Consider the following 18079-nt stretch of genomic DNA (forward strand, 5'->3'; position numbering starts at 1 on the left):
TCGGCATCTGTGCCGCGTCGCCCGCGGCCTGCTTCAGGACTCGATCGTCTCGCGATAGGCGGTCTTCCAGCCCCACGCTCCTGAGCCGTAGCCGCGCTTCAGCACGCGCTCCTTATAGATCTGGGCGATGATCTCGCCGTCGCCGGCGAGCAGCGACTTGGTCGAGCACATCTCGGCACACAGCGGCAGCTTGCCCTCGGCCAGGCGGTTCGCACCGTATTTCTCGTATTCCTCCTTGCTGCCATCGGCCTCGGGTCCGCCGGCGCAATAGGTACATTTGTCCATTTTTCCGCGCGAGCCGAAATTGCCGACCTTCGGATATTGCGGCGCGCCAAACGGACAGGCGTAGAAGCAGTAGCCGCAGCCGATGCAGAGATCCTTGGAGTGCAGGACCACGCCATCGGCGGTGGTATAGAAACAGTTCACCGGGCACACTGCCGCGCACGGCGCATCCGTGCAGTGCATGCAAGCCATCGAGACCGATCGTTCGCCCGGCTTGCCATCGGCGATGGTGACGACCCTGCGGCGGTTGATGCCCCAGGGGACCTCGTGCTCGTTCTTGCAGGCCGTGACGCAGGCGTTGCACTCGATGCAACGGTCGGCGTCGCAGAGAAACTTCATACGTGCCATCGTCGTTGCTCCTTATGCCGCCGCGATCTGGCAGAGAGTGACCTTAGTTTCCTGCATGTTCGTCGCGGGATCGTATCCGTAGGTGGTGATCGTGTTGGCGCTTTCGCCGAGCACGATCGGGTCGGTGCCCTTCGGGTAGTTGCCGCGAAGGTCCTTGCCCGCCAGCCAGCCACCGAAGTGGAACGGCATCCAGGCAACGCCCTTGCCGACGCGCTCCGTGACGAGCGCCTTCATCCTCGCCCGGGAATTGTTCTCGGCACCCGTGACCCAGACCCAGCCGCCGTCCTTGACGCCGCGCTCGGCGGCGTCGGCGGGATTGATCTCGATGAACATGTCCTGCTGCAATTCGGCGAGCCACGGGTTGGTCCGGGTCTCCTCGCCGCCGCCCTCATATTCGACCAGGCGGCCGGACGACAGGATGAGCGGGAATTGTTTTGCAATTCCCTTCTCCACCGCAGCCTTCTGCACGGAGAAGCCGATATTGGGCATCCGGAACTGCTTGGCGTCGGGCAGCGTCGGGTATTTGGCGACGAGATCGACGCGCGGCGTGTAGATCGGCTCGCGGTGAACCGGGATGGGATCGGGCAAGCCGAAGGCATTCATGCGCGCCTTGCCGTTGCCATAGGGAACGCAGCCATGCGCCAGCGCGACGCGCTGGATGCCGCCCGACAGGTCGAGCGACCACGACACTGCGTCCGGAGTGGCGGGGTTGACCTTGTTGATCACGGCCATTTCCGCTTCGGTGAGCTCGGTGTCCCAGCCGAGCTTCTTCAGGCTCGCGAGCGTGAATTCCGGATAGCCGTCCTGGATGCCCGACCCCAGCGAGTACGAGCCGTCCGCGAGCAGGCTCACCTTACGCGTCGTGCCGTCCGGCAGCTTCTCCTCGCGCTCGATGCCGAACCGCGGCCGGAACGTGCCGCCGCCATCCATCACGTGCAGATTGGTATTGTAGAGCAGCGGCGTTCCGGGATGCTTGACCTCCGGTGATCCCCAGCATGGCCAGGGCAGGCCGTAATAGTCGCCGCCGACCTCGGGATCGTCCTTCGGCGCCCGCATCGTCAGCATGTCGAACTTCGCCTGGTTCTTCATGTGCGCCTTGAGGCGCTCGGGCGATTGCCCGCAATAGCCGGTCGACCAGCTGCCGCGGTTCATCTCGCGAAGTACATCCTCTGCTTCAGGAAGATTGTTCTCGACCTTGATTTTCTTGAACATCTGGTCCGCGAAGCCGAACTTCTTGGCCAGCAGGTAGATGATTTCGAGATCATCCTTCGACTCGAACACCGGCTTCACAATCTGCTCGCCCCATTGCAGCGAGCGGTTGGAGGCGACGCGAGAGCCCTTGCACTCAAATTGGGTGGCGACCGGGAGAATGTAGACACCATCCTTGCGTCCCGCCTCGACTGCGAGCGAGGCCCAGGTCGTCGGATGCGGATCGGCGATGACGAGCAGCTCCAGCGCCTTCAGGCCATTGAGGGATTCAGGAATACGGGTGATGCTGTTGGAGGCGTGTCCCTGCACGAACACCGCCTTCACATTGTCCTTCTGCGCGACCTGATCTTTCGGCAGCGTCACCGCCTCGAACCAGCGGGTCAGCGGGATGCCGGGGGTTTCCATGATCTGCTTGGAATCGAACCGCGACTTCAGGAAGTCGTAGTCGACCTCCCAAACCCGCGACCAGTGCTTCCAGGCGCCCTCGGCGAGGCCGTAGTAGAACGGCAGCGTGACGATATCGAGCCCGACGTCGGTCGCGCCCTGGACGTTGTCGTGGCCACGGAAGATGTTGGCTCCCATGCCCGCGCCGCCGACATTGCCGGTCATCAGCAGCAGGATGCAACTGGCACGCACGTTGGCGGTGCCGACGGTCTTCTGGGTCTGGCCCATGGCCCAGATCAGCGTGGCCGGCTTTTCGGTGGCAAACATCTTGGCGACGCGCTTGAGCTGCTCGCCGGGAATGCCGGTGACGCGCTCGACTTCTTCCGGATTCCACTTTTCCACCTCCTTGCGGAGGTCGTCGAACCCGTAGACCCGCTGCCGGATGAACTCCTTGTCCTCCCAGCCGTTCTGGAGGATGTGCCACATCATGCCGTAAAGCACGGGGATGTCGGTGCCCGGCCGCATCCGCACATATTCCGTCGCGTGCGCGGCGGTGCGCGTCAGGCGCGGGTCGATGACGACGAAGTTGGCCTTTTGCAGTTCCTTGCCCTCGAGCAGGTGCTGCAGCGAGACCGGATGCGCCTCTGCCGGATTGCCGCCCAGGACGACCTGCGTCTTCGCATTGCGGATATCATTGAAGCTGTTGGTCATCGCGCCGTAGCCCCAGGTGTTGGCGACGCCGGTGACGGTGGTCGAATGGCAGATGCGGGCCTGATGATCGGTATTGTTGGTTCCCCAGAATGCGCCAAGCTTGCGGAACAGGTAGGCGCCTTCATTGGTCATCTTGGCCGAGCCAAGCCAATAGACGGAATCGGGGCCTGACTTCTCACGTACGGTTTGAAGCTTGTCGCCGATCTCGTTGATTGCGGTATCCCAGGACACGCGGGTCCACTGCCCTCCGACGAGCTTCATCGGATAGCGCAACCGTCGCTCGCTGTGCACGAGCTCGCGCACGGATGCGCCCTTGGCACAATGCGAGCCGCGATTGATCGGAGAATCCCAACTCGGTTCCTGGCCGATCCATACCCCGTTCAGGACCTCGGCAGTCACCGTGCACCCAACCGAGCAATGCGTGCAGACGCTCTTGCGGACGCTCGCACCCGCGGTGAGCGGACCGGCCATCGCCGCCTCCGCCTTGCGCACGCCGCCGACCGGCAGCGTGCCGAGCACGGCGAGCGCGCCACCGGCGAGACCGGATTTGCGCAAGAAGCTGCGGCGGTCGAGACCGCCGCCCTGCCCTGCAAGGGACTCGGCAACGGAACCATGGCGCAGGGAACGCTGGTTTGCTCGCTTGATCAGCACGGTCAACCTCCCTTGGCCGGATAACGATTGACGCGATAGAAAGCCTTGACGTGATCAGTTTCCTTGTAGCGCGCCTTGCGCTTCTCATCGTTGGTTTCGCTATCAGCCTGCGCGGACCCGACCAGCGGTGTCGCGAGCGTCGCGCCGGCGCCCAACGTGCCGGCGCCGACCTTGCGCAGGAAATCGCGACGCCCGACTGTGGCTTTCCTGTCTTCACTCATCGCATCTCTCCTGGACCCGCCGGTGCAGGTCAGTTGGCGAACGTGAATGCCTCCGCCTCGATCTCGATAAAGGCGCGACCGAGCGCGCCGACCGCACGATAGAAGACGGCGCTCTCCGCGCCCTCGATGTCGGCGAACAGCCGCCCTATCCAGGGCTCGACGTGTTTGACAAAGAATGCGCGCTGCGCCTCGAACGACGCAGGGAAGCGGCCTCCCGCGAAACCCGCCATGATCTCGCACAGGATGGCGGCGTGATCTTCCGGCTCCGAATTATTCGCGGCGCGCTCGATCCCGGACGCGGCGAGATCGGCGCGCAGGCGCGACAGCGGCCGCTCGTTGAGGAATCCGGTCAGATAGTAGGAGGCATAGGGCAAGAGCTCGCCGCGGCCGAGACCGACGAACAGATCGAAATATTCGCGTTCGACCTGCGTTGCGACTGCATTGGCGGCGGCCGCGGCCAGCCCAGCATGCGCGCGCCCGAGTGGCGTCGCATCACCGGTCAATGCGGCCAGTTGATCGAGCAGCCTTCTTGACGGTGCTGCGGACAAGAGCGTCGCGAGCAGCAGATATTCCTGCGCACGCGCCGCATCGACGGGTTCAATCAGCTCATTGGACACAAACGGCTCGCCGTACAGATCAGGCCGCAAGTCTTTGCGCGATACGCCGGTCGCCGCTTCGACCGCAATCACCCGTTGCGCGGGCACCTGGTTCCAGTTCGAAACGGAGGGTTGGCTAATGCCGATTTTGCGCGCAAGCCCAGCAACGCCGCCGGCGGCGTCAATGGCTCGCTCAAGGCCATCATCACGCACGTGGACCTCCCATCCAAGTCCCGGGTGCTGATTTTGCTTTTGCTACAAAGCGCTAGACGAAGCGTAATCCCGGCCCAGCGGAGGGTCAATCGCATCACATAGTCTGAGGCTATGGCCTTTCGTCGGGGAGCCCTAGCGGGGCAGCGCGCCGCCATGCGGGCGACGGGGAAGCGACAGGTGTTCGCTTTCAGTGCTTTCAGGGACCGTTAGTTGCGCTGCAGCAGGAACAGGTGCGGGCTTGGTGGGCGCAGCTTCTTCGGCGACGACCTCGACATTCGATCTCTCGGCCTGGCGCAATTCCCGCGAAGAATCCGTGACTTCAACCGGAGTCTCGGACAGCGTCTCGACTGACTTGCTGACGCCGCCGACGATTCTGTCCACGAACGCGGCCAGTTCTGCTTCCGAACAATCCAGCGGACCAAAGCCCGGCATCGCGGTCGGATCGTTGAAGTCCCACGCGCTTTCGGCAAGCCCCACGAAGTCGCGAATGGCGGGATCAGCGCTCCAGGCGCGACGAAGCGCCGCACGCGTCAGCTCCTGCGGAATCCCTTTGCGCAAGAACGCCTTGATGTCGGTCGCCGACGTGATCAGGTCGATCGAAGGCAGGCTCGAGGGGGCGAACTCCGCTTCGTCATCCTTCGCGGTGGGCGGCAGTGCCGACGGCATGTCGTCGCGCTTTGCCGGATCCGATTGCGTCGGGTTCGCCTTTGCGTGCTGCTTGCGACGGGACCAGCGCGTCAGGAACCTATCCTCACTCATTCGTGTCCGCCTTCATGCTGCCGGCGCGCCAGTGCCTCCGGATCGGCCTGCCGCCGCTTCCGTTTGAAGAACTCCCGTTCGACGTGGTGCTCGGCAACGAAGCTTTCAATCTGCTCACGCAGCACGTCCGGCATGGGCACGGCCTCGACCAGATTCGCAGCGGCCCCGGTGAACGCCTCGCCTTCCGCAGGATCGGCGGTGGCGGCAGCCACCGAATAGGGCCAGGTGCCTTCCGCAGGCGACAACACTGTCCAGATGCTCGGACGACCCGTAGCAAGATTGTCGCGATAGCGCGCCGTCTCGGAACTGTAGAGATCGACCATAGTGCTGCCGGCATAGAACAGCGTCGTCCCACCGCCCTCCTCACGGAGCACCGTCCAGGACTTTGTGTCCGGCTCGTCCGGCAGCACGGCGACGGCGCGCCAGATAAAGTCGGTCCACGGCGAGTCCGCCTTGTACCGTCCGACCACGATACCGACGGGGATGCGCACAAGCGGCAGCGCAGCCGGGCTCACGTTACCCTCTCCAGGTGCTTGATCGGCAGCCCCGTCAGCAAATTCTGCGGTTTCATCCGGAGCTTTTGATCGGAGTTCATCGACAGGATGAGATAGACGGGCTCTCCCTGCATCTCGTCTGCGACCGCACTCGTATCTGCAAACGTCAGGCGGAACAATGAAAGCACGCGGCCGGCGCTGCGGTCGTCGAGTTGCTCGCCATGCCAGAGGCGGTCGCCGAGCCTGGTCGCATCGGCGTCGAGCCCGACATACCAGGTGAGCCGCGCATCACGCAGTTCGCGCAGCGGCTCAATGCAGACGTCGATCCCGAGCAGATGGGAGATCCAGCGCGCCATCGCCTGCGCCAGCGCCCTCGGCCCGCGCCCGCCCGCGGTGAGATCGAAAGCCATGTCGAAATGGTCGCTTCGGTGCCAATAGTCGTCGGCGTTATCCTCGTTCAAGACGTCCAGCTCGGCATCGGTCACGGCCCCGAGCATCGACATCAGCGAGAGCACCGGGGTCGGGCTCTGCCCACCGACGACCTCCTCATCGCCGAGCAGCAAGGCCCGTTCATGCGGCAGGATGCGCTGTGGGCGGAAGAACAGCTCGGCGGCGCGCAGCACGAAAGGGTCATCGCAGCCATCCAGCGCATTGCGCAGGATGACATGCACGAGTTGATTGACGAACAGCGGCGGCAATCCGTTTCCCCCCGACCGGACGGTCGCAAGATAGGCGGCCTCCAGGGTCGGGTGCCGCACCAGGAGATCGCGAACGGCAAGCACGAACTGCCAGTTCTCCCGGGCATCCGCATCGACAATCGCTGCGATCTCGTCCGCACTGACCGCCCGGCGGGGAGCGGCCAGCAGCTCGCGGTGCAGCCGCCGCTCGACCGGGCATGCTTCGTCCGGTGGAATCAGCTCGGGCCTGACGAAATAGACCTTCAGGAACTCGTCGGTGACGCAAAGCCCGCCGCCCGCCTCGCGATCGAGCAGATGGTGGCCGCATGCGATCCAGAAATCATTCATCGATGCTGCGGCTCCTGGCTCATATCGGCAAGCCTGACATTGCTGTCGGGTTCGACATCATCCTCGGCTTCCATGAACGAGAACGCCTTGCCGTGCCCCTGCCCTTGCCGCAGCTGCAGCCTGCGGAACGACTCGCGGACTTCGCCGTCGCTCACCGAGCGGTGGACGGCAATGAGCGAACTGATCGGATGCGTGCAGAGCGACCGCACGAAGGCGACCTCCTCTTCGGCGGCCGTCCGCGCGGTTGCCGGATCCGGCGCGCCGAAACGATCGATGAGTTGTCCGGCGAGGAGCTCGATCAGCGCCCGGCAATCGCTCTCCGTTGCCGGCACGATCTGCACCAGCGTCGACCAGCCCCAGGATTGCACCCCGAGGAAGCCGCTGCGGAACGCCGCGCGCGCCTTGCCGCTCAACGTCGCCGGATCCTGGTCGCAGAAGCGGAACGCGCCGGAGACGGCCCATTCGCCGGGCTCTGCCGCCGCGTCGAACACGAAGGTGTCGGAGGGATCGAGCGCGATGGCGCGCAGCAGTTTCACAGTCACGTCCTTGGCCCTCCGAGCTTCGAATCGAGCCAGGATGGCCTGGCGAGCGCCTTGACGAGCTCGCTCCGCTCAACCTTGCCGGTACCGACCTGGCGCGTGAGGAGATCGCCGCTCTCGTCGATGCTGAGGACGGTTCGCCGCTCACGGGGAACCCGGCTGAGATAATCGCGTGCGACGCTGTCAAAGCCATCGACCTGCCAACGATCGATCGCCCGCATCAGGTGCCGGGCAAAACTCTCGGTCACCTGCACGGCGCCCGCTTCGCCGAACCCCTCCTCATCCAGCGCGGACGCGAGCGGATGAACGCCGGGCCCCTGATCGGCCATTGCCACCGTCCGGATCATGGCGCCGAACACCAGCCAGGCGGGCGGCTCATTCTCGCGCGCGGACGATGGCCACCCCATCCGCCCCCCGCCGACCAGCCCGCCGTCGATCTCGACGGAGCCGGGCCAGCCGATCGCAACCGTCTTGTTGGGCGGGGCATAGGCGCGAAGAGCGTCGGTGAGCGCGACCATGCCGGCGTAGAAGGCGCGCCGCGCGGTGCTCAAAGGTTCGCCTGGCTCGAGCACCACGGCGAATTCGGCGAGATCGAACCGCCCGACGCACACCAGCGTGCCGGCGCCGCACTTGGGTGCAATGCCGCAAGCGTGGGCAAAGGCGTCTCCGCTCTCCCGCAGCCGGACGAGCGTGAAGGGCGGCGGCAGCTGGATCGGTTCTACCAGGGAAACGTAGTTGATCGGGGTCGACCGCAAGGCCGTCCTCCACTTTCCTTTTCTTCCCAATAGTGAAAATCTATACGAGGTGCAGGAACGGCGCGAGTCCGTAAGTCGGCGCCGCACTGACGGAGGGATTCACCTGGAGCAGCCAGCGAAGACCGTCCTGATCTGCTCGTGTGAAGACACGATGCGCCTCGACACGGCCGCGATCCGGCGTGGATGCCCCAATTGCGAGATCAGAAGCTTTCGCCATCTCTGCGGCGCGGAGCTCGATCATTTCCGCAACGCGGCAAAGGCGGATGGCCCGCTGACGGTCGCCTGCACGCAGCAGGCTGCGCAATTCACCCATGAGATGGGCGAACGCCCTGACGGGATCACCTTCGTCAACATCCGCGAGACGGCGGGCTGGTCGCGCGACGGTGAGAATGCGGGCGCGAAGATGGCGGCGCTGCTTGCGGCGGCCGCAATTCCCGCACAGGACTTTCCGCTGGTCACATTGTCGAGTGACGGCATCATCCTGATCTATGGGCGCGACGAGGCCGCGATCGAAGCCGGGCGCCTGCTCGCAGACCATCTCGACGTCACGGTCATGCTCATGCAGCCGGCAGACGTTACGCCGCCTGCCACGGCAGTGTTTCCGATCGTAAAAGGCAAGATCCGCAACGCGCGGGGACATTTTGGCGCATTCGAGCTCACGATCGACGACTACGCGCAACCGCGCCCCTCTTCGCGCGACCGCTTCGTGTTCGAGGCCCCGCGCAACGGGGCGACCTCGCGCTGCGATCTGGTGCTCGACCTCTCCGGCGAGCCACCGCTGTTTCCGGCGCACGACCTGCGGGACGGCTATCTCCGCGCCGATCCGAGAGATCCGGCGGCGGTGCTGCGCGCTGTGCTGGCCGCCCGCGACCTCGTCGGCAGTTTCGACAAGCCGAGATATGTCGACTTCACGCCCAGCCTCTGCGCGCATTCGCGCTCGAAGCTGACCGGATGCCATCGCTGCCTTGACTTATGCCCGACCGGCGCGATTACGCCGGACGGCGACCATGTCGCCGTCAACGCATACGTCTGCGCAGGTTGTGGGCAATGCGCGGCCGCCTGCCCCACGGGTGCTGCATCCTACGCGCTGCCGCCCGCCGACACCCAGTTGCAGATGCTTCGCGCCATGTTGCTCGCCTATCGCGAAGCTGGCGGCACGCATCCGGTGCTGCTGCTGCATGACGGCGCGCACGGCACCCCGCTGATCGATGCGCTCGCCCGTCATGGCGACGGATTGCCAGCCAACGTGCTGCCCCTCGCCGTCAACGAGTTGACGCAGGTCGGCCTGGAGGCCGTTATCGGCGCATTCGCTTATGGCGCGGCGGCCGTGCGGTTTCTTCTGCGCGCCAAGCCGCGACACGGCGTGACCGGATTGCTGCAGACGATCGTCATGGCCGAGACCATTCTCGCCGGGCTCGGATTTGAGGGCCGACGCGTGGCCACGATCGAAACTGACGATCCCGACACGCTAGCTGACCAACTGACGGGGATTGGTCCCCTCGCCGGCCTCGACAATCCTGCGACTTTCCGGACGGTCGGCAAGCGCGGCGACCTGCTTCGCTTTGGCCTGAGTGAATTGCATCGCCTCGCGCCCACGCCGGTCGACGTGATCGCCTTGCCCGAGGGCGCACCGATCGGTGCGATCACCGTTGACACCGGCGGTTGCACGCTATGCTTGTCCTGTGTTTCGGCCTGCCCGACCGGCGCGCTTCGCGCCGATCCCGAGCGTCCCGTCCTCAAATTCGTGGAGGACGCCTGCGTGCAGTGCGGTCTGTGCCAGAGCACCTGTCCTGAGAAGGTCATCACGCTCACCCCGCAGATCGACTTCCGGGCAAGGCGTGCCCAGGCGCAAGTGATCAAGGAAGAAGAACCGGCCCTGTGTGTCCGCTGCGGCACGCCCTTCGGCGTGAAGAGCACGATCGATCGGATCGCGACGAAGCTCGAGGGGCACCATTGGATGTATCCCACCGGGGACCGCCGGACCGAGGCCTTGCGGATGTGCGCCGATTGCCGCGTCATTGTCATGAGCGAACAGCAGTTCGATCCGATCCAGGACGTTCCGGAACGCGCGCCACCGCGGACGACGGACGACTATCTGCGTCAACGCGAGAACAAGGACTAGCCGTATGCCTCGTTTCATGATGGTTTTTTGGACATGCCTCGTCATCACGGCGCTCGCTGGCACAGCCGTCGAGGCCGCCGCCCTCGCCAAGGCGGAAAAGGTCGCGCTCAAGCAGGCGATCGTCGCCTGCAAGGCCGAGGCAAAGGGCAAGAAGATCAAGTGGCTGTCACGCCGGACATACGTCAATCAGTGTGTCGTGACGGCACTCAAGGAACGTCCCAGCGTCAACGTGGCTCGCATGCTCGAGGAGAACCCGGATCTGACGAATATTCCCGTGGAGCGATGGCCGGGCTATTAGGGCGTTGACATCAAGACCTTGCCGCCTTCGCTTGAAGACGCGCAAGGCGTTGCTGCGGGCTACTTCGACGTCGCACGCGCCAGAAAGTCCGTGAGCGCGCGGCGATCCTCGGCCGAGCCGATCCGCTGCTCCGGCATCTTGGTGCCGGGCGTGTAGGCGTTCGGCCCGATCTCGAACAGTTTTGACACGGTCTCCGGCGTCCAGACGATATCCATCGCCTTGAGCGCGTCGGTGAACCGATAGCCCGGCAGCGAGGCAATCTTCCGGCCGAAGAGCCCCGCAAGCGTCGGCCCGGCACGCTGTACCTCATTCTCCGACAATGTATGGCAGGCAACGCAGGCCCTGAACATTTCGGCGCCGTGATCGCCGACATAGGCAGCGAGCGGATCCGCCGGCGTGCCCAGCACGTTCGACCCGATCGCCGCGCCGGTCAGTGCATTCCAGCGCCTGATCTTGCCGTCAGCACCGCCCGTCAGGAGCGTCGCGCCATCGGGCAGGAACGCGACCGACCAGACCGGCGCGCCGAGCCCGGCGAGCGTGCGCATCACGCTGCGCGCCTTGCGATCGACGATCGCAACGGTGCCGTCAATTGCCCCCGTGGCGATCAAAGCCCCGTCTTGCGAGATCGCCAGGGCCACGATCGGCCTGGCGCCAGCCATGACCTCGCCGTTCTCCTTGCCATCGGCGGTCATCATGCGCAGCTTCCCGTCTGCCGCGCCGGTGACGATTTCGCCATCAGGCGAGATGGCGACGGCATTCAGCGGCGCCGGCATCGCAACGATCTCGGGGCTGCCGCCTGCCAAGGGCCAGATCCGCACCGTCAGATCGTAGCCAACGCTCACCAGCGATTTTCCATCGGGGGCAAAGGCCACACCGTTCACGCTTTGCGAGTGACCTTGCAGCACGCGCGTCCCACCATCGGACAGGGATGAAATCCGCACGGTGTGGTCCCACGAGGCCGACGCGAGCTTCGATGTATCGGGCGAGACGACGAGTCCGACAATGGGTCCTGTATGACCTTCGAGAACCTGGTCTGGCTGCAGTCCGCCCGCCGTCCAGATCGCAATCTGGCCGTCCGCACCAGCCGTTGCCATTCGTCCGTCTCCAAGGAAGGCAGCCGCGTTCACCGCACCCGAATGGAAGCGAAGGACCTGCTCGGCCGACTCGGTTGCCAGGGACCATCGGATCGCTGCCGTGTCGAAGCTCCCCGACAAAACCGTCTTACCATCGCTCGAAACGGCGATTGCGCGGACAGGCCCGCCGTGCCCCGCCAATTGCGCCTGCGCGGGCCGCAGTGGAAGAAGCAGCGATGCCGTCAGAAGGGCGGTGGCGAGACGCAAGGTCAAATCCATTGGCCGTCGGAGACACTCACAGCAAAGCACCCACCGTGCCATTTTGCCCGGCCTTTGCACCATGGCCAAATGCCGTCCCGTGACGTCCCGCGCTTCTTGCCGGCGATCGTTCTGTGGAGATCTTCCGTGGCGTGTCCGTGGCCGACTGGCCTGGCCTCTGGGCAAAAGCGCACCCATTTGATCCAGCTCAACGGGGGTAGCTCATATTCGGTTCCAGGTGCGACAAGCGGCGCCTTGATTGGCGATCGACGTGGTCGCAGTCTTGCGAAAGGCGCCTCAGAGAGCGAGGCCGGACATGCAAGTACACCCGAAAGCCTATCTGCAGCTCATCGCGCGGTTGTGGCACTTTCGCGCGTCGCCGCCGCGAAATCGCGATCCCGACAGCCAGGATGCGTCGGCACTGCTCGTCTACATCGCCGTCGTGTTAGCGCTGCTCTTGGCTGTCCTTGAAATCGATATCCACAGCGCGCAGCTTCAATCCCTGGGACTGCTCGGCGATCCCATCGGGATCAACCCGATTTTCATGGGTCCTTGAGACAGCGCCTGCGACAATTGCTGCGCTCGCGACCCGACCAGCCGCTGGCGCATAGCCGTTCGAGAACATACGAGCCGACCAAGACGTCCAGCTCGGCCACGATTGGTTGAGACGCGTCTACTCCTGTGTTCCCCTTGGAAACACAAGAGATCGATCTACGAAATCTTCAACCGGCAGTTTGCCTTGTTGCGCTTGTCTTTGCATCTCTTGCACCGGCATCCCTGCTACCGATGTGCGACTTACCGGTAATGGATGCGATCGCAGCATATTCGTCGCGGCCACGAAAACCGCGAACACGGCCAAGCCAGAGATCATCAGGAGCTTCACGCGAACCTCCGTTGGTTCTGAGAGAGTCGAAGCTCTGACTAGTGCAAGACTCGAAGTTCCCGTGTGAGATCTCTCACATCTCTCTTTCTCTTGATCATCTCTTGATCATCTCTTGATCATCGCCGGGGCGGCTGCCCCTCATCTGGTGCGCCGTGGAAGGACTGCTGACATTTGCGTTCAATAGACCTTTCTTGACCTTTCGATGCACACCTCGCGCAGCGGCCATGGCGCACGATCTGCATGACGACGATGAAGGCAAGCAGATGCGCAAATGAAACGCATCAACCGCCGCGCAAGACCAGCGAAAGGAGAGTGGACGTTCGTCAGAATGAGAATGCGCGACTTGTCAGAATGGAAAACTCTTGACGCGCTAAGCCATTGAAAACATTGGAGCGGGTGAAGGGAATCGAACCCTCGTATTCAGCTTGGAAGGCTGCTGCTCTACCATTGAGCTACACCCGCATCTCGCGTTCCCCTAACACGGCCGCGCGGCGGCCTCAACTGCCCCGGATCGGTCTTTCCCGCTTCGCGAAGGGCTTGTTCCCGGCCGCCCGCCCCACCTCTTAACGACGCGGGTATTTCGCCCTATATTGGAGTCTCCCGAAACCAACGAAAGGAGGTGATCCAGTGTCTTATCTCAAGCGCTGTCACCTCGCTGGGATCGCCCGCTAAGCTTTGAACAAGGCTTGGCATCGGGGCGCTCTCAGCCCTGGACCAGCGAGCACGAAATCGGGCGCGACGGGGCCTCCCCGCCGCGCCTTTTTCGTGGGCGGGCGCCGCTCAGGCGGCCGGCTCGCCCGCAAGCACCTCGCGAATCTTCTGCGACAGCTCCGACTTCCGGTATGGCTTCTGAAGCAGCGCCACGCCGGGATCGAGATGTCCTTCGTGGACGATGGTGTTGTCGGTATAGCCGGAGGTGTAGAGCACTCTCGCCCCCGGCCGCCGGAGCCGGACGGCTTCGGCCAGTTCCCGCCCGTTCATGCCTCCGGGCATGATGATGTCCGTGAACAGCAGGTCGAAACTGGCGCCCTGGTCGACCAGCGCGAGGGCGGCTGCGCCGTCGCCGGCCACGAGCGTGCGATAGCCAAGGCTGCCGAGCTGGGCGATGACATAGCCCTGCACCAGCGGATCGTCCTCGACCACGAGTATCGTCTCGTGCCCGCGCGCCGCGGCGGGCGCCTGAGCCGATCCCGTCCTGGTTGCCGCCTCGCCCTCCGATCGCGGCAGGAACAACCGCATCACCGTGCCTTGTCCCTCCTCGCTCTCGATCGCGACGGTGCCGCCGGTCTGGCGGGCAAAGCCGTAGACCATGCTCAGCCCAAGCCCGGTGCCGCGGCCGACCCCCTTGGTGGTGAAGAACGGCTCGAACACGCGCTCGCGGATGTCGGCCGGGATGCCGTGACCGGTGTCGGTCACCGCAATCATCACGAAGGCGCCGCGAATGACGTCGCCGTCGCTGCGCACGCCGTCAAGCTCCCGGTTCGCGGTCTCGAGCGTGAGCCTGCCGCCGTCCGGCATCGCGTCACGCGCGTTGACGGCGAGATTGACGATCGCTGAAGAGAGCTGCGACGGATCCGCCATCGCGGACCAGGCGTCGTCCGCGAGCCGGGTCACGATCTCGATATGCTCGCCCAGGATCGGCTTCAGCAGCTTCGCCGTCTCGACCACGAGGGCGTTGACGTCGATCTCGCGCGGCTCCAGCGGCTGGCGGCGCGCAAAGGTCAGCAGCTGCGAGGTGATCTCGGCGCCACGCGCGGCCGCATCGTCGATGAGCTGCGCGATCGCGGCGAACTGGGGCCTGTCCGCAAGCCCTTCCTGGATGATCTCGATGGTGCCGGTGATGACGGTGAGCACGTTGTTGAAGTCGTGCGCGACGCCGCCGGTGAGCTGGCCGATCGCGTCCATCTTCTGGGATTGGCGAAGCCGTTCCTCGGTCTCGTGCTGCTCGGTGAGGTCGGTGGCGGAGCCGCGATAACCCATGAAGCGTCCGTCGGCTGCGAATACCGGCTGGCCGTTGACGCTGAAATGGCGCACGCGTCCGGTCATATCGCGGCCGCGATACTCGAACTTCCGGAACGGCTCGTGGCGATCCAGCACCGCCATGTGCGCGCGCCATTTCTCCGGCTCGGCGTCGTGGTCGAAGGCGGCATCGGTGCGGCGCTTGCCGATCAGCGCCTTATGGTCCATGCCGAAGGCACCTGCGCGGTCGGATATGTAGGTGAACCGATGATCCGGCCCGGTCTCCCAGAACCAGTCGGACGCGGTCTCGGCATAGTCGCGGAAGCGCTGCTCGCTCGCGCGCGCGTCGCCTTCGGCGCGCTGGCGGATTTTCAGGTCGCGCTCGAGATTCGTATTGGCCTCACGCAGCTCGCCATAGGCCCGCTCGAGATTGGCGCACATGGCGTTGAAGGCGTCGATCACCTTGTCCAGTTCGTCCGCATCGTAGGGCGGCCGGCGCTCCAGGTGCAAAGGCGGCGGCGGCCGCACCAGGCTGTACTTGCTGACGAAGTCGGCGATGGCAACAAGGTGCCGCGTCACCAGGAGATGGAACATGTAGATGATGAACAGCGAGACGAGGAACGTCTTCGCCGCCTGGCTTGCCAGGATGATCAGGGCACGGTGCAGCAATTGCTGATAGACCTCGCTCAGCGTCGCCTCGACATGGAGCACGCCGATCGGGCGCGCGGCGCCCTGCACGGAGTAGTTCAGCGGGTAATCGCGCGTGACGATCGAACGGGTGTTCGGCTCGCCGACCGCGACACGGACCGGATTGGGGCGATCAGCGATCTCGCGCACCTCGGCGGCGCGGATGTCGGGCAGCCGCAGGATGCCGTCGAGCTGGAGCTTGAGCTGGTTCTGGTCGAGATTCCACAGGCTTTCGCCGAGGCTGCCGGTGGTGCTCCGGCCGATCTCGTCGAGCCGCGTCTCGATGACGCCGACCTCGCGGTCATAGTCGAGATAGAGCTGAAGCGCGGTCAGCATCAGCGTGACGATTGAGGAGAACAGCAGCACGGCGGCCAGGAGGCGCGGCCCGACGCCGCTGCGCGACCAGTTGAAAATCCGCGACAGCAACGCACCGATCATCGCCGGCGCAAACGCGGCGCCGATCCCGCTCAAATCCTGCTTCGCGGCCGCCGGGGCAACGGCGCGGCCGCGCTTGGAATCCTCGTCGCCTGCGTTGCCCATGCACCACGTCCCCGGAATGGCGGCATCCTGCTCCGGCCGGCAGCGGTCGCGAGCAATTCGATCGTTGAGACTTCCCCTCCACGCGATGCGCGTGGCGATTCCTGTCGGCCCATGGGCGGCTTGAGGTCGGCGGGGTCATATCTTGCGCCCAGCAGCAGGATTCCGGCGCAAACTATCACTTCGCGTGCTAGAATAACATCGGTTAAAGTCCGGAGTCGCCGGCATGGCGGCGAGTGATGGCCGTTGCGGCTGGCGCGCAGGCGCGCGCCACTCCCGGTAGATCGCGCGGGCCTCCGAATCCAGTGGTAGCAAGGCACGACCAAGGAGACGCGTGATGTGGCGGATGGCCATCGCCTGCCTGTCGTTGCTCGCAGCCGGTCCAACGCAGGCGCAGGAGCTGATCCGGCTGGCGCGCATCGCGGACATCCCCGATCAATATGTCGGCGGCGAAATGCTGCGGGCCGTCTACGCCAAGCTCAGCATCAAGCTCGAATTCGAGGACGTCCCCGGCAAGCGGGCACTCGCGCTGTCGAGCGCCGGCGAGGTCGACGGCGAAATCCAGCGGATCGGAACGCTCTCGCGCGACTACCCGACGCTGATCCAGGTCACGCCGGCGATCAACTACATCGAGCCCACGGTGTTCACGACGAAACTGCGTTTCGACGTCGCCGGCTGGAATTCGATCAGGGACTACAACATCGGCATCGTCCGCGGCGTCGGCTCATCGGAGGCCGGCACCCGCGACATGGCCCGTGTCACGGCGACCACCAGCCTCGAGAACATGATCCAGATGCTCGATGCCGACCGTTTCGACGTGATGGTCACCGACCTCTTCAGTGGACTCGTCGCGGTGAGGAAGCTCAATCTCCAGGCCAGGATCTACCCGCTCTCCCCGCCGCTCGAGCGCATCCACATCTACCACTACCTGCACGAACGTCATCGCGATCTGGTGCCGAAGGTCGGCAAGGTGATCGCGCAGATGGAGGCGAGCGGCGAGCTGGCGGCGCTGCGTGAGGTCCTCGTCAAGCAGGTCCTGAGCGCGCCGTAACAGCGCCGCTCAGGTCGCGCGAAGCCGTTCGCGTAACGCCACAGCGGCGATCAGCACGCCAACACACCAGGCCAAGACCGCCCGGTGAGGCTCCTCGCCGAGCAGCACTGTGAAGATGCTCGCGAGCAGGCATGGCGCGATCGCCTTGCTGCTCCGGCTCGCCAGCGAGACCAGGAACGGCAGCGCGGCAACCGATATTTGCAGGACACCCATCAGCGGAGACCGGTCTCGCCCAAAGCTTCAGAAAAGGCTTCAGAAGCCACAGACATTGACCGCGCGCGGGCGTTTGCCGCGGCGGCTCTCCACGATGCGTTCGCCGCCGTTCTCGGCCGAGCTGCCGTAATAGCGGTGATGACCGCTCTGGTCGTGCAAATCGGCGGGCTCCGATTGTGCCGCCCGCCGTGCGTCGCAGATGATCTTGATGGTGTGACCCGACATTGCCGCCTCCGATGGCCTTCCGTGTTCTTGTGGCCATCAGTCGCCTCGGCTTTAGGCAGCGTTCACACCGCAAGGCGGTAATCGGGTTTCAGGACGGTTTCGTCGAGGCCTGCACGACGCAATATTTTGCGCTCGGGGATTGTCGGCGCGGGGCGTCGTGATACGTCCTTTGGACCCGCGCAGCAAAAAAAACGAGGTGACGATGCTCTACGCCATCCTGGCCTATCACGTGGAAGACGAGATCTTGTCCTGGACTCCGGAGGAGGACGCCGCGGTCGTGGCCAAGGTCATCGAGGTTCAGGCGCCCCTCAGGGCAAGCGGACACCTTGGGCCGGCCGCCCGTCTGGACGAGACCCGAAAGGCCCGCACCTTGCGCGGCCCCGGCGCGGGCGTGGTGATGGACGGCCCGTTTGCCGAGACCAAGGAGCAGCTTCTGGGCTTCCACCTCGTGGAATACGACACGGATGACGAGGCGATCGCGGCGGCACGGAAGCTGCGTCAGGTCAATCCGAGTGCGGTCTACGAAATCCGCCCGGTCAAGCTTTATGTGCCGGCCGACGGGTTCGGCGCGACATAAGGGAAGCGA

General features: G+C 64.6%; 18 protein-coding genes and 1 tRNA gene. 5 read left to right on the plus strand and 14 right to left on the minus strand.

All coding sequences use genetic code 11. From position 1 onward, the window contains the following. Nucleotides 1-33: 33 nt before the first annotated feature. From fdh3B to ACE10W_RS24400, 9 genes are all read right to left on the minus strand, one after another. Nucleotides 34-630 (minus strand): formate dehydrogenase FDH3 subunit beta, encoded by a 597-nt coding sequence (gene fdh3B, locus ACE10W_RS24360; protein WP_011088224.1) that lies wholly within the window; start codon nt 628-630, stop codon nt 34-36. Nucleotides 631-642: 12 nt separating this feature from the next. Continuing rightward, entirely contained in the window at nt 643-3585 is a 2943-nt protein-coding gene (locus tag ACE10W_RS24365) for a formate dehydrogenase subunit alpha (protein ID WP_038967510.1), read from the minus strand. Nucleotides 3586-3587: 2 nt separating this feature from the next. Continuing rightward, the gene (locus ACE10W_RS24370) at nt 3588-3806 is read right to left on the minus strand and encodes a twin-arginine translocation signal domain-containing protein (RefSeq protein WP_011088227.1); all 219 of its coding nucleotides are present in this window, start codon (nt 3804-3806) and stop codon (nt 3588-3590) included. 29 nt (nt 3807-3835) lie between these two features. Further along, the gene (locus ACE10W_RS24375) at nt 3836-4615 is read right to left on the minus strand and encodes a molecular chaperone TorD family protein (protein WP_182871986.1); all 780 of its coding nucleotides are present in this window, start codon (nt 4613-4615) and stop codon (nt 3836-3838) included. Between the two features lie 132 nt (nt 4616-4747). Continuing rightward, nucleotides 4748-5374, minus strand: coding sequence for a DUF3306 domain-containing protein (locus ACE10W_RS24380; protein ID WP_370204478.1), 627 nt, complete (start codon nt 5372-5374; stop codon nt 4748-4750). Beyond that, complete coding sequence (locus ACE10W_RS24385; protein ID WP_370204479.1) at nt 5371-5889, minus strand: DUF3305 domain-containing protein; 519 nt, start codon at nt 5887-5889, stop codon at nt 5371-5373. Before ACE10W_RS24385 ends, ACE10W_RS24380 begins: the two co-directional genes overlap by 4 nt. Further along, a complete protein-coding gene (locus tag ACE10W_RS24390) occupies nt 5886-6893 on the minus strand; it encodes a DUF6352 family protein (RefSeq protein WP_370204480.1) in 1008 nt (335 codons plus the stop codon). The genes ACE10W_RS24385 and ACE10W_RS24390 overlap by 4 nt, the downstream gene beginning before the upstream one ends. Then, complete coding sequence (locus tag ACE10W_RS24395) at nt 6890-7429, minus strand: DUF6505 family protein (RefSeq protein ID WP_028176011.1); 540 nt, start codon at nt 7427-7429, stop codon at nt 6890-6892. Before ACE10W_RS24395 ends, ACE10W_RS24390 begins: the two co-directional genes overlap by 4 nt. A gap of 2 nt (nt 7430-7431) precedes the next feature. Continuing rightward, entirely contained in the window at nt 7432-8187 is a 756-nt protein-coding gene (locus ACE10W_RS24400; protein ID WP_370204481.1) for a biotin/lipoate--protein ligase family protein, read from the minus strand. 151 nt (nt 8188-8338) lie between these two features. Between ACE10W_RS24400 and ACE10W_RS24405 the strand changes: the two genes are divergently transcribed. Beyond that, a complete protein-coding gene (locus tag ACE10W_RS24405; RefSeq protein WP_370204482.1) occupies nt 8339-10309 on the plus strand; it encodes a 4Fe-4S binding protein in 1971 nt (656 codons plus the stop codon). Between the two features lie 4 nt (nt 10310-10313). Beyond that, nucleotides 10314-10607 (plus strand): hypothetical protein, encoded by a 294-nt coding sequence (locus ACE10W_RS24410; protein WP_244651786.1) that lies wholly within the window; start codon nt 10314-10316, stop codon nt 10605-10607. Nucleotides 10608-10666: 59 nt separating this feature from the next. Here the strand turns inward: ACE10W_RS24410 and ACE10W_RS24415 are convergent, their stop codons facing one another. After that, nucleotides 10667-11959, minus strand: a complete 1293-nt coding sequence (locus tag ACE10W_RS24415; RefSeq protein ID WP_182872573.1) for a c-type cytochrome — start codon at nt 11957-11959, stop codon at nt 10667-10669. Between the two features lie 295 nt (nt 11960-12254). Between ACE10W_RS24415 and ACE10W_RS24420 the strand changes: the two genes are divergently transcribed. Next, nucleotides 12255-12494 (plus strand): hypothetical protein, encoded by a 240-nt coding sequence (locus ACE10W_RS24420; protein ID WP_038967506.1) that lies wholly within the window; start codon nt 12255-12257, stop codon nt 12492-12494. Between the two features lie 715 nt (nt 12495-13209). On the opposite strand, the gene ACE10W_RS24425 is transcribed toward ACE10W_RS24420, so the two are convergent. Both ACE10W_RS24425 and ACE10W_RS24430 read right to left on the minus strand, forming a co-directional pair. Then, nucleotides 13210-13283: transfer RNA gene (locus ACE10W_RS24425), tRNA-Gly, on the minus strand. A gap of 318 nt (nt 13284-13601) precedes the next feature. Next, nucleotides 13602-16007 carry an ATP-binding protein gene (locus tag ACE10W_RS24430; RefSeq protein ID WP_028176005.1) on the minus strand — a complete coding sequence of 802 codons (2406 nt, stop codon included), beginning with the start codon at nt 16005-16007 and terminating at the stop codon, nt 13602-13604. A 334-nt stretch (nt 16008-16341) separates the two neighbouring features. On the opposite strand from ACE10W_RS24430, the gene ACE10W_RS24435 reads away from it, so the two are divergent. Beyond that, nucleotides 16342-17055 (plus strand): substrate-binding periplasmic protein, encoded by a 714-nt coding sequence (locus tag ACE10W_RS24435; RefSeq protein WP_370204483.1) that lies wholly within the window; start codon nt 16342-16344, stop codon nt 17053-17055. 9 nt (nt 17056-17064) lie between these two features. Here ACE10W_RS24435 and ACE10W_RS24440 read toward each other — a convergent pair whose 3' ends face one another. Together ACE10W_RS24440 and ACE10W_RS24445 are read right to left on the minus strand one after the other, a co-directional pair. Continuing rightward, nucleotides 17065-17268, minus strand: a complete 204-nt coding sequence (locus tag ACE10W_RS24440; protein WP_011088238.1) for a hypothetical protein — start codon at nt 17266-17268, stop codon at nt 17065-17067. A 39-nt stretch (nt 17269-17307) separates the two neighbouring features. After that, nucleotides 17308-17493: a hypothetical protein gene (locus tag ACE10W_RS24445; protein WP_027549099.1), complete on the minus strand. Its 186-nt coding sequence runs from the start codon at nt 17491-17493 to the stop codon at nt 17308-17310. Between the two features lie 202 nt (nt 17494-17695). Between ACE10W_RS24445 and ACE10W_RS24450 the strand changes: the two genes are divergently transcribed. Continuing rightward, nucleotides 17696-18070 (plus strand): YciI family protein, encoded by a 375-nt coding sequence (locus tag ACE10W_RS24450; protein WP_028176003.1) that lies wholly within the window; start codon nt 17696-17698, stop codon nt 18068-18070. Nucleotides 18071-18079 lie beyond the last annotated feature (9 nt).

It is taken from the genome of Bradyrhizobium sp. B025 (genome assembly GCF_042257955.1).
GTDB classification, from domain to species: domain Bacteria; phylum Pseudomonadota; class Alphaproteobacteria; order Rhizobiales; family Xanthobacteraceae; genus Bradyrhizobium; species Bradyrhizobium diazoefficiens.

Bases quoted from the DNA above. Each gene is read 5' to 3' on its own strand.
- fdh3B (WP_011088224.1), bottom strand. From the start codon at position 630: ATGGCACGTATGAAGTTTCTCTGCGACGCCGACCGTTGCATCGAGTGC.
- ACE10W_RS24370 (WP_011088227.1), bottom strand. From the start codon at position 3,806: ATGAGTGAAGACAGGAAAGCCACAGTCGGGCGTCGCGATTTCCTGCGC.
- ACE10W_RS24380 (WP_370204478.1), bottom strand. From the start codon at position 5,374: ATGAGTGAGGATAGGTTCCTGACGCGCTGGTCCCGTCGCAAGCAGCAC.
- ACE10W_RS24390 (WP_370204480.1), bottom strand. From the start codon at position 6,893: ATGAATGATTTCTGGATCGCATGCGGCCACCATCTGCTCGATCGCGAG.
- ACE10W_RS24405 (WP_370204482.1), top strand. From the start codon at position 8,339: ATGCGCCTCGACACGGCCGCGATCCGGCGTGGATGCCCCAATTGCGAG.
- ACE10W_RS24410 (WP_244651786.1), top strand. From the start codon at position 10,314: ATGCCTCGTTTCATGATGGTTTTTTGGACATGCCTCGTCATCACGGCG.
- ACE10W_RS24415 (WP_182872573.1), bottom strand. From the start codon at position 11,959: ATGGATTTGACCTTGCGTCTCGCCACCGCCCTTCTGACGGCATCGCTG.
- ACE10W_RS24420 (WP_038967506.1), top strand. From the start codon at position 12,255: ATGCAAGTACACCCGAAAGCCTATCTGCAGCTCATCGCGCGGTTGTGG.
- ACE10W_RS24430 (WP_028176005.1), bottom strand. From the start codon at position 16,007: ATGGGCAACGCAGGCGACGAGGATTCCAAGCGCGGCCGCGCCGTTGCC.
- ACE10W_RS24435 (WP_370204483.1), top strand. From the start codon at position 16,342: ATGTGGCGGATGGCCATCGCCTGCCTGTCGTTGCTCGCAGCCGGTCCA.
- ACE10W_RS24440 (WP_011088238.1), bottom strand. From the start codon at position 17,268: ATGGGTGTCCTGCAAATATCGGTTGCCGCGCTGCCGTTCCTGGTCTCG.
- ACE10W_RS24445 (WP_027549099.1), bottom strand. From the start codon at position 17,493: ATGTCGGGTCACACCATCAAGATCATCTGCGACGCACGGCGGGCGGCA.
- ACE10W_RS24450 (WP_028176003.1), top strand. From the start codon at position 17,696: ATGCTCTACGCCATCCTGGCCTATCACGTGGAAGACGAGATCTTGTCC.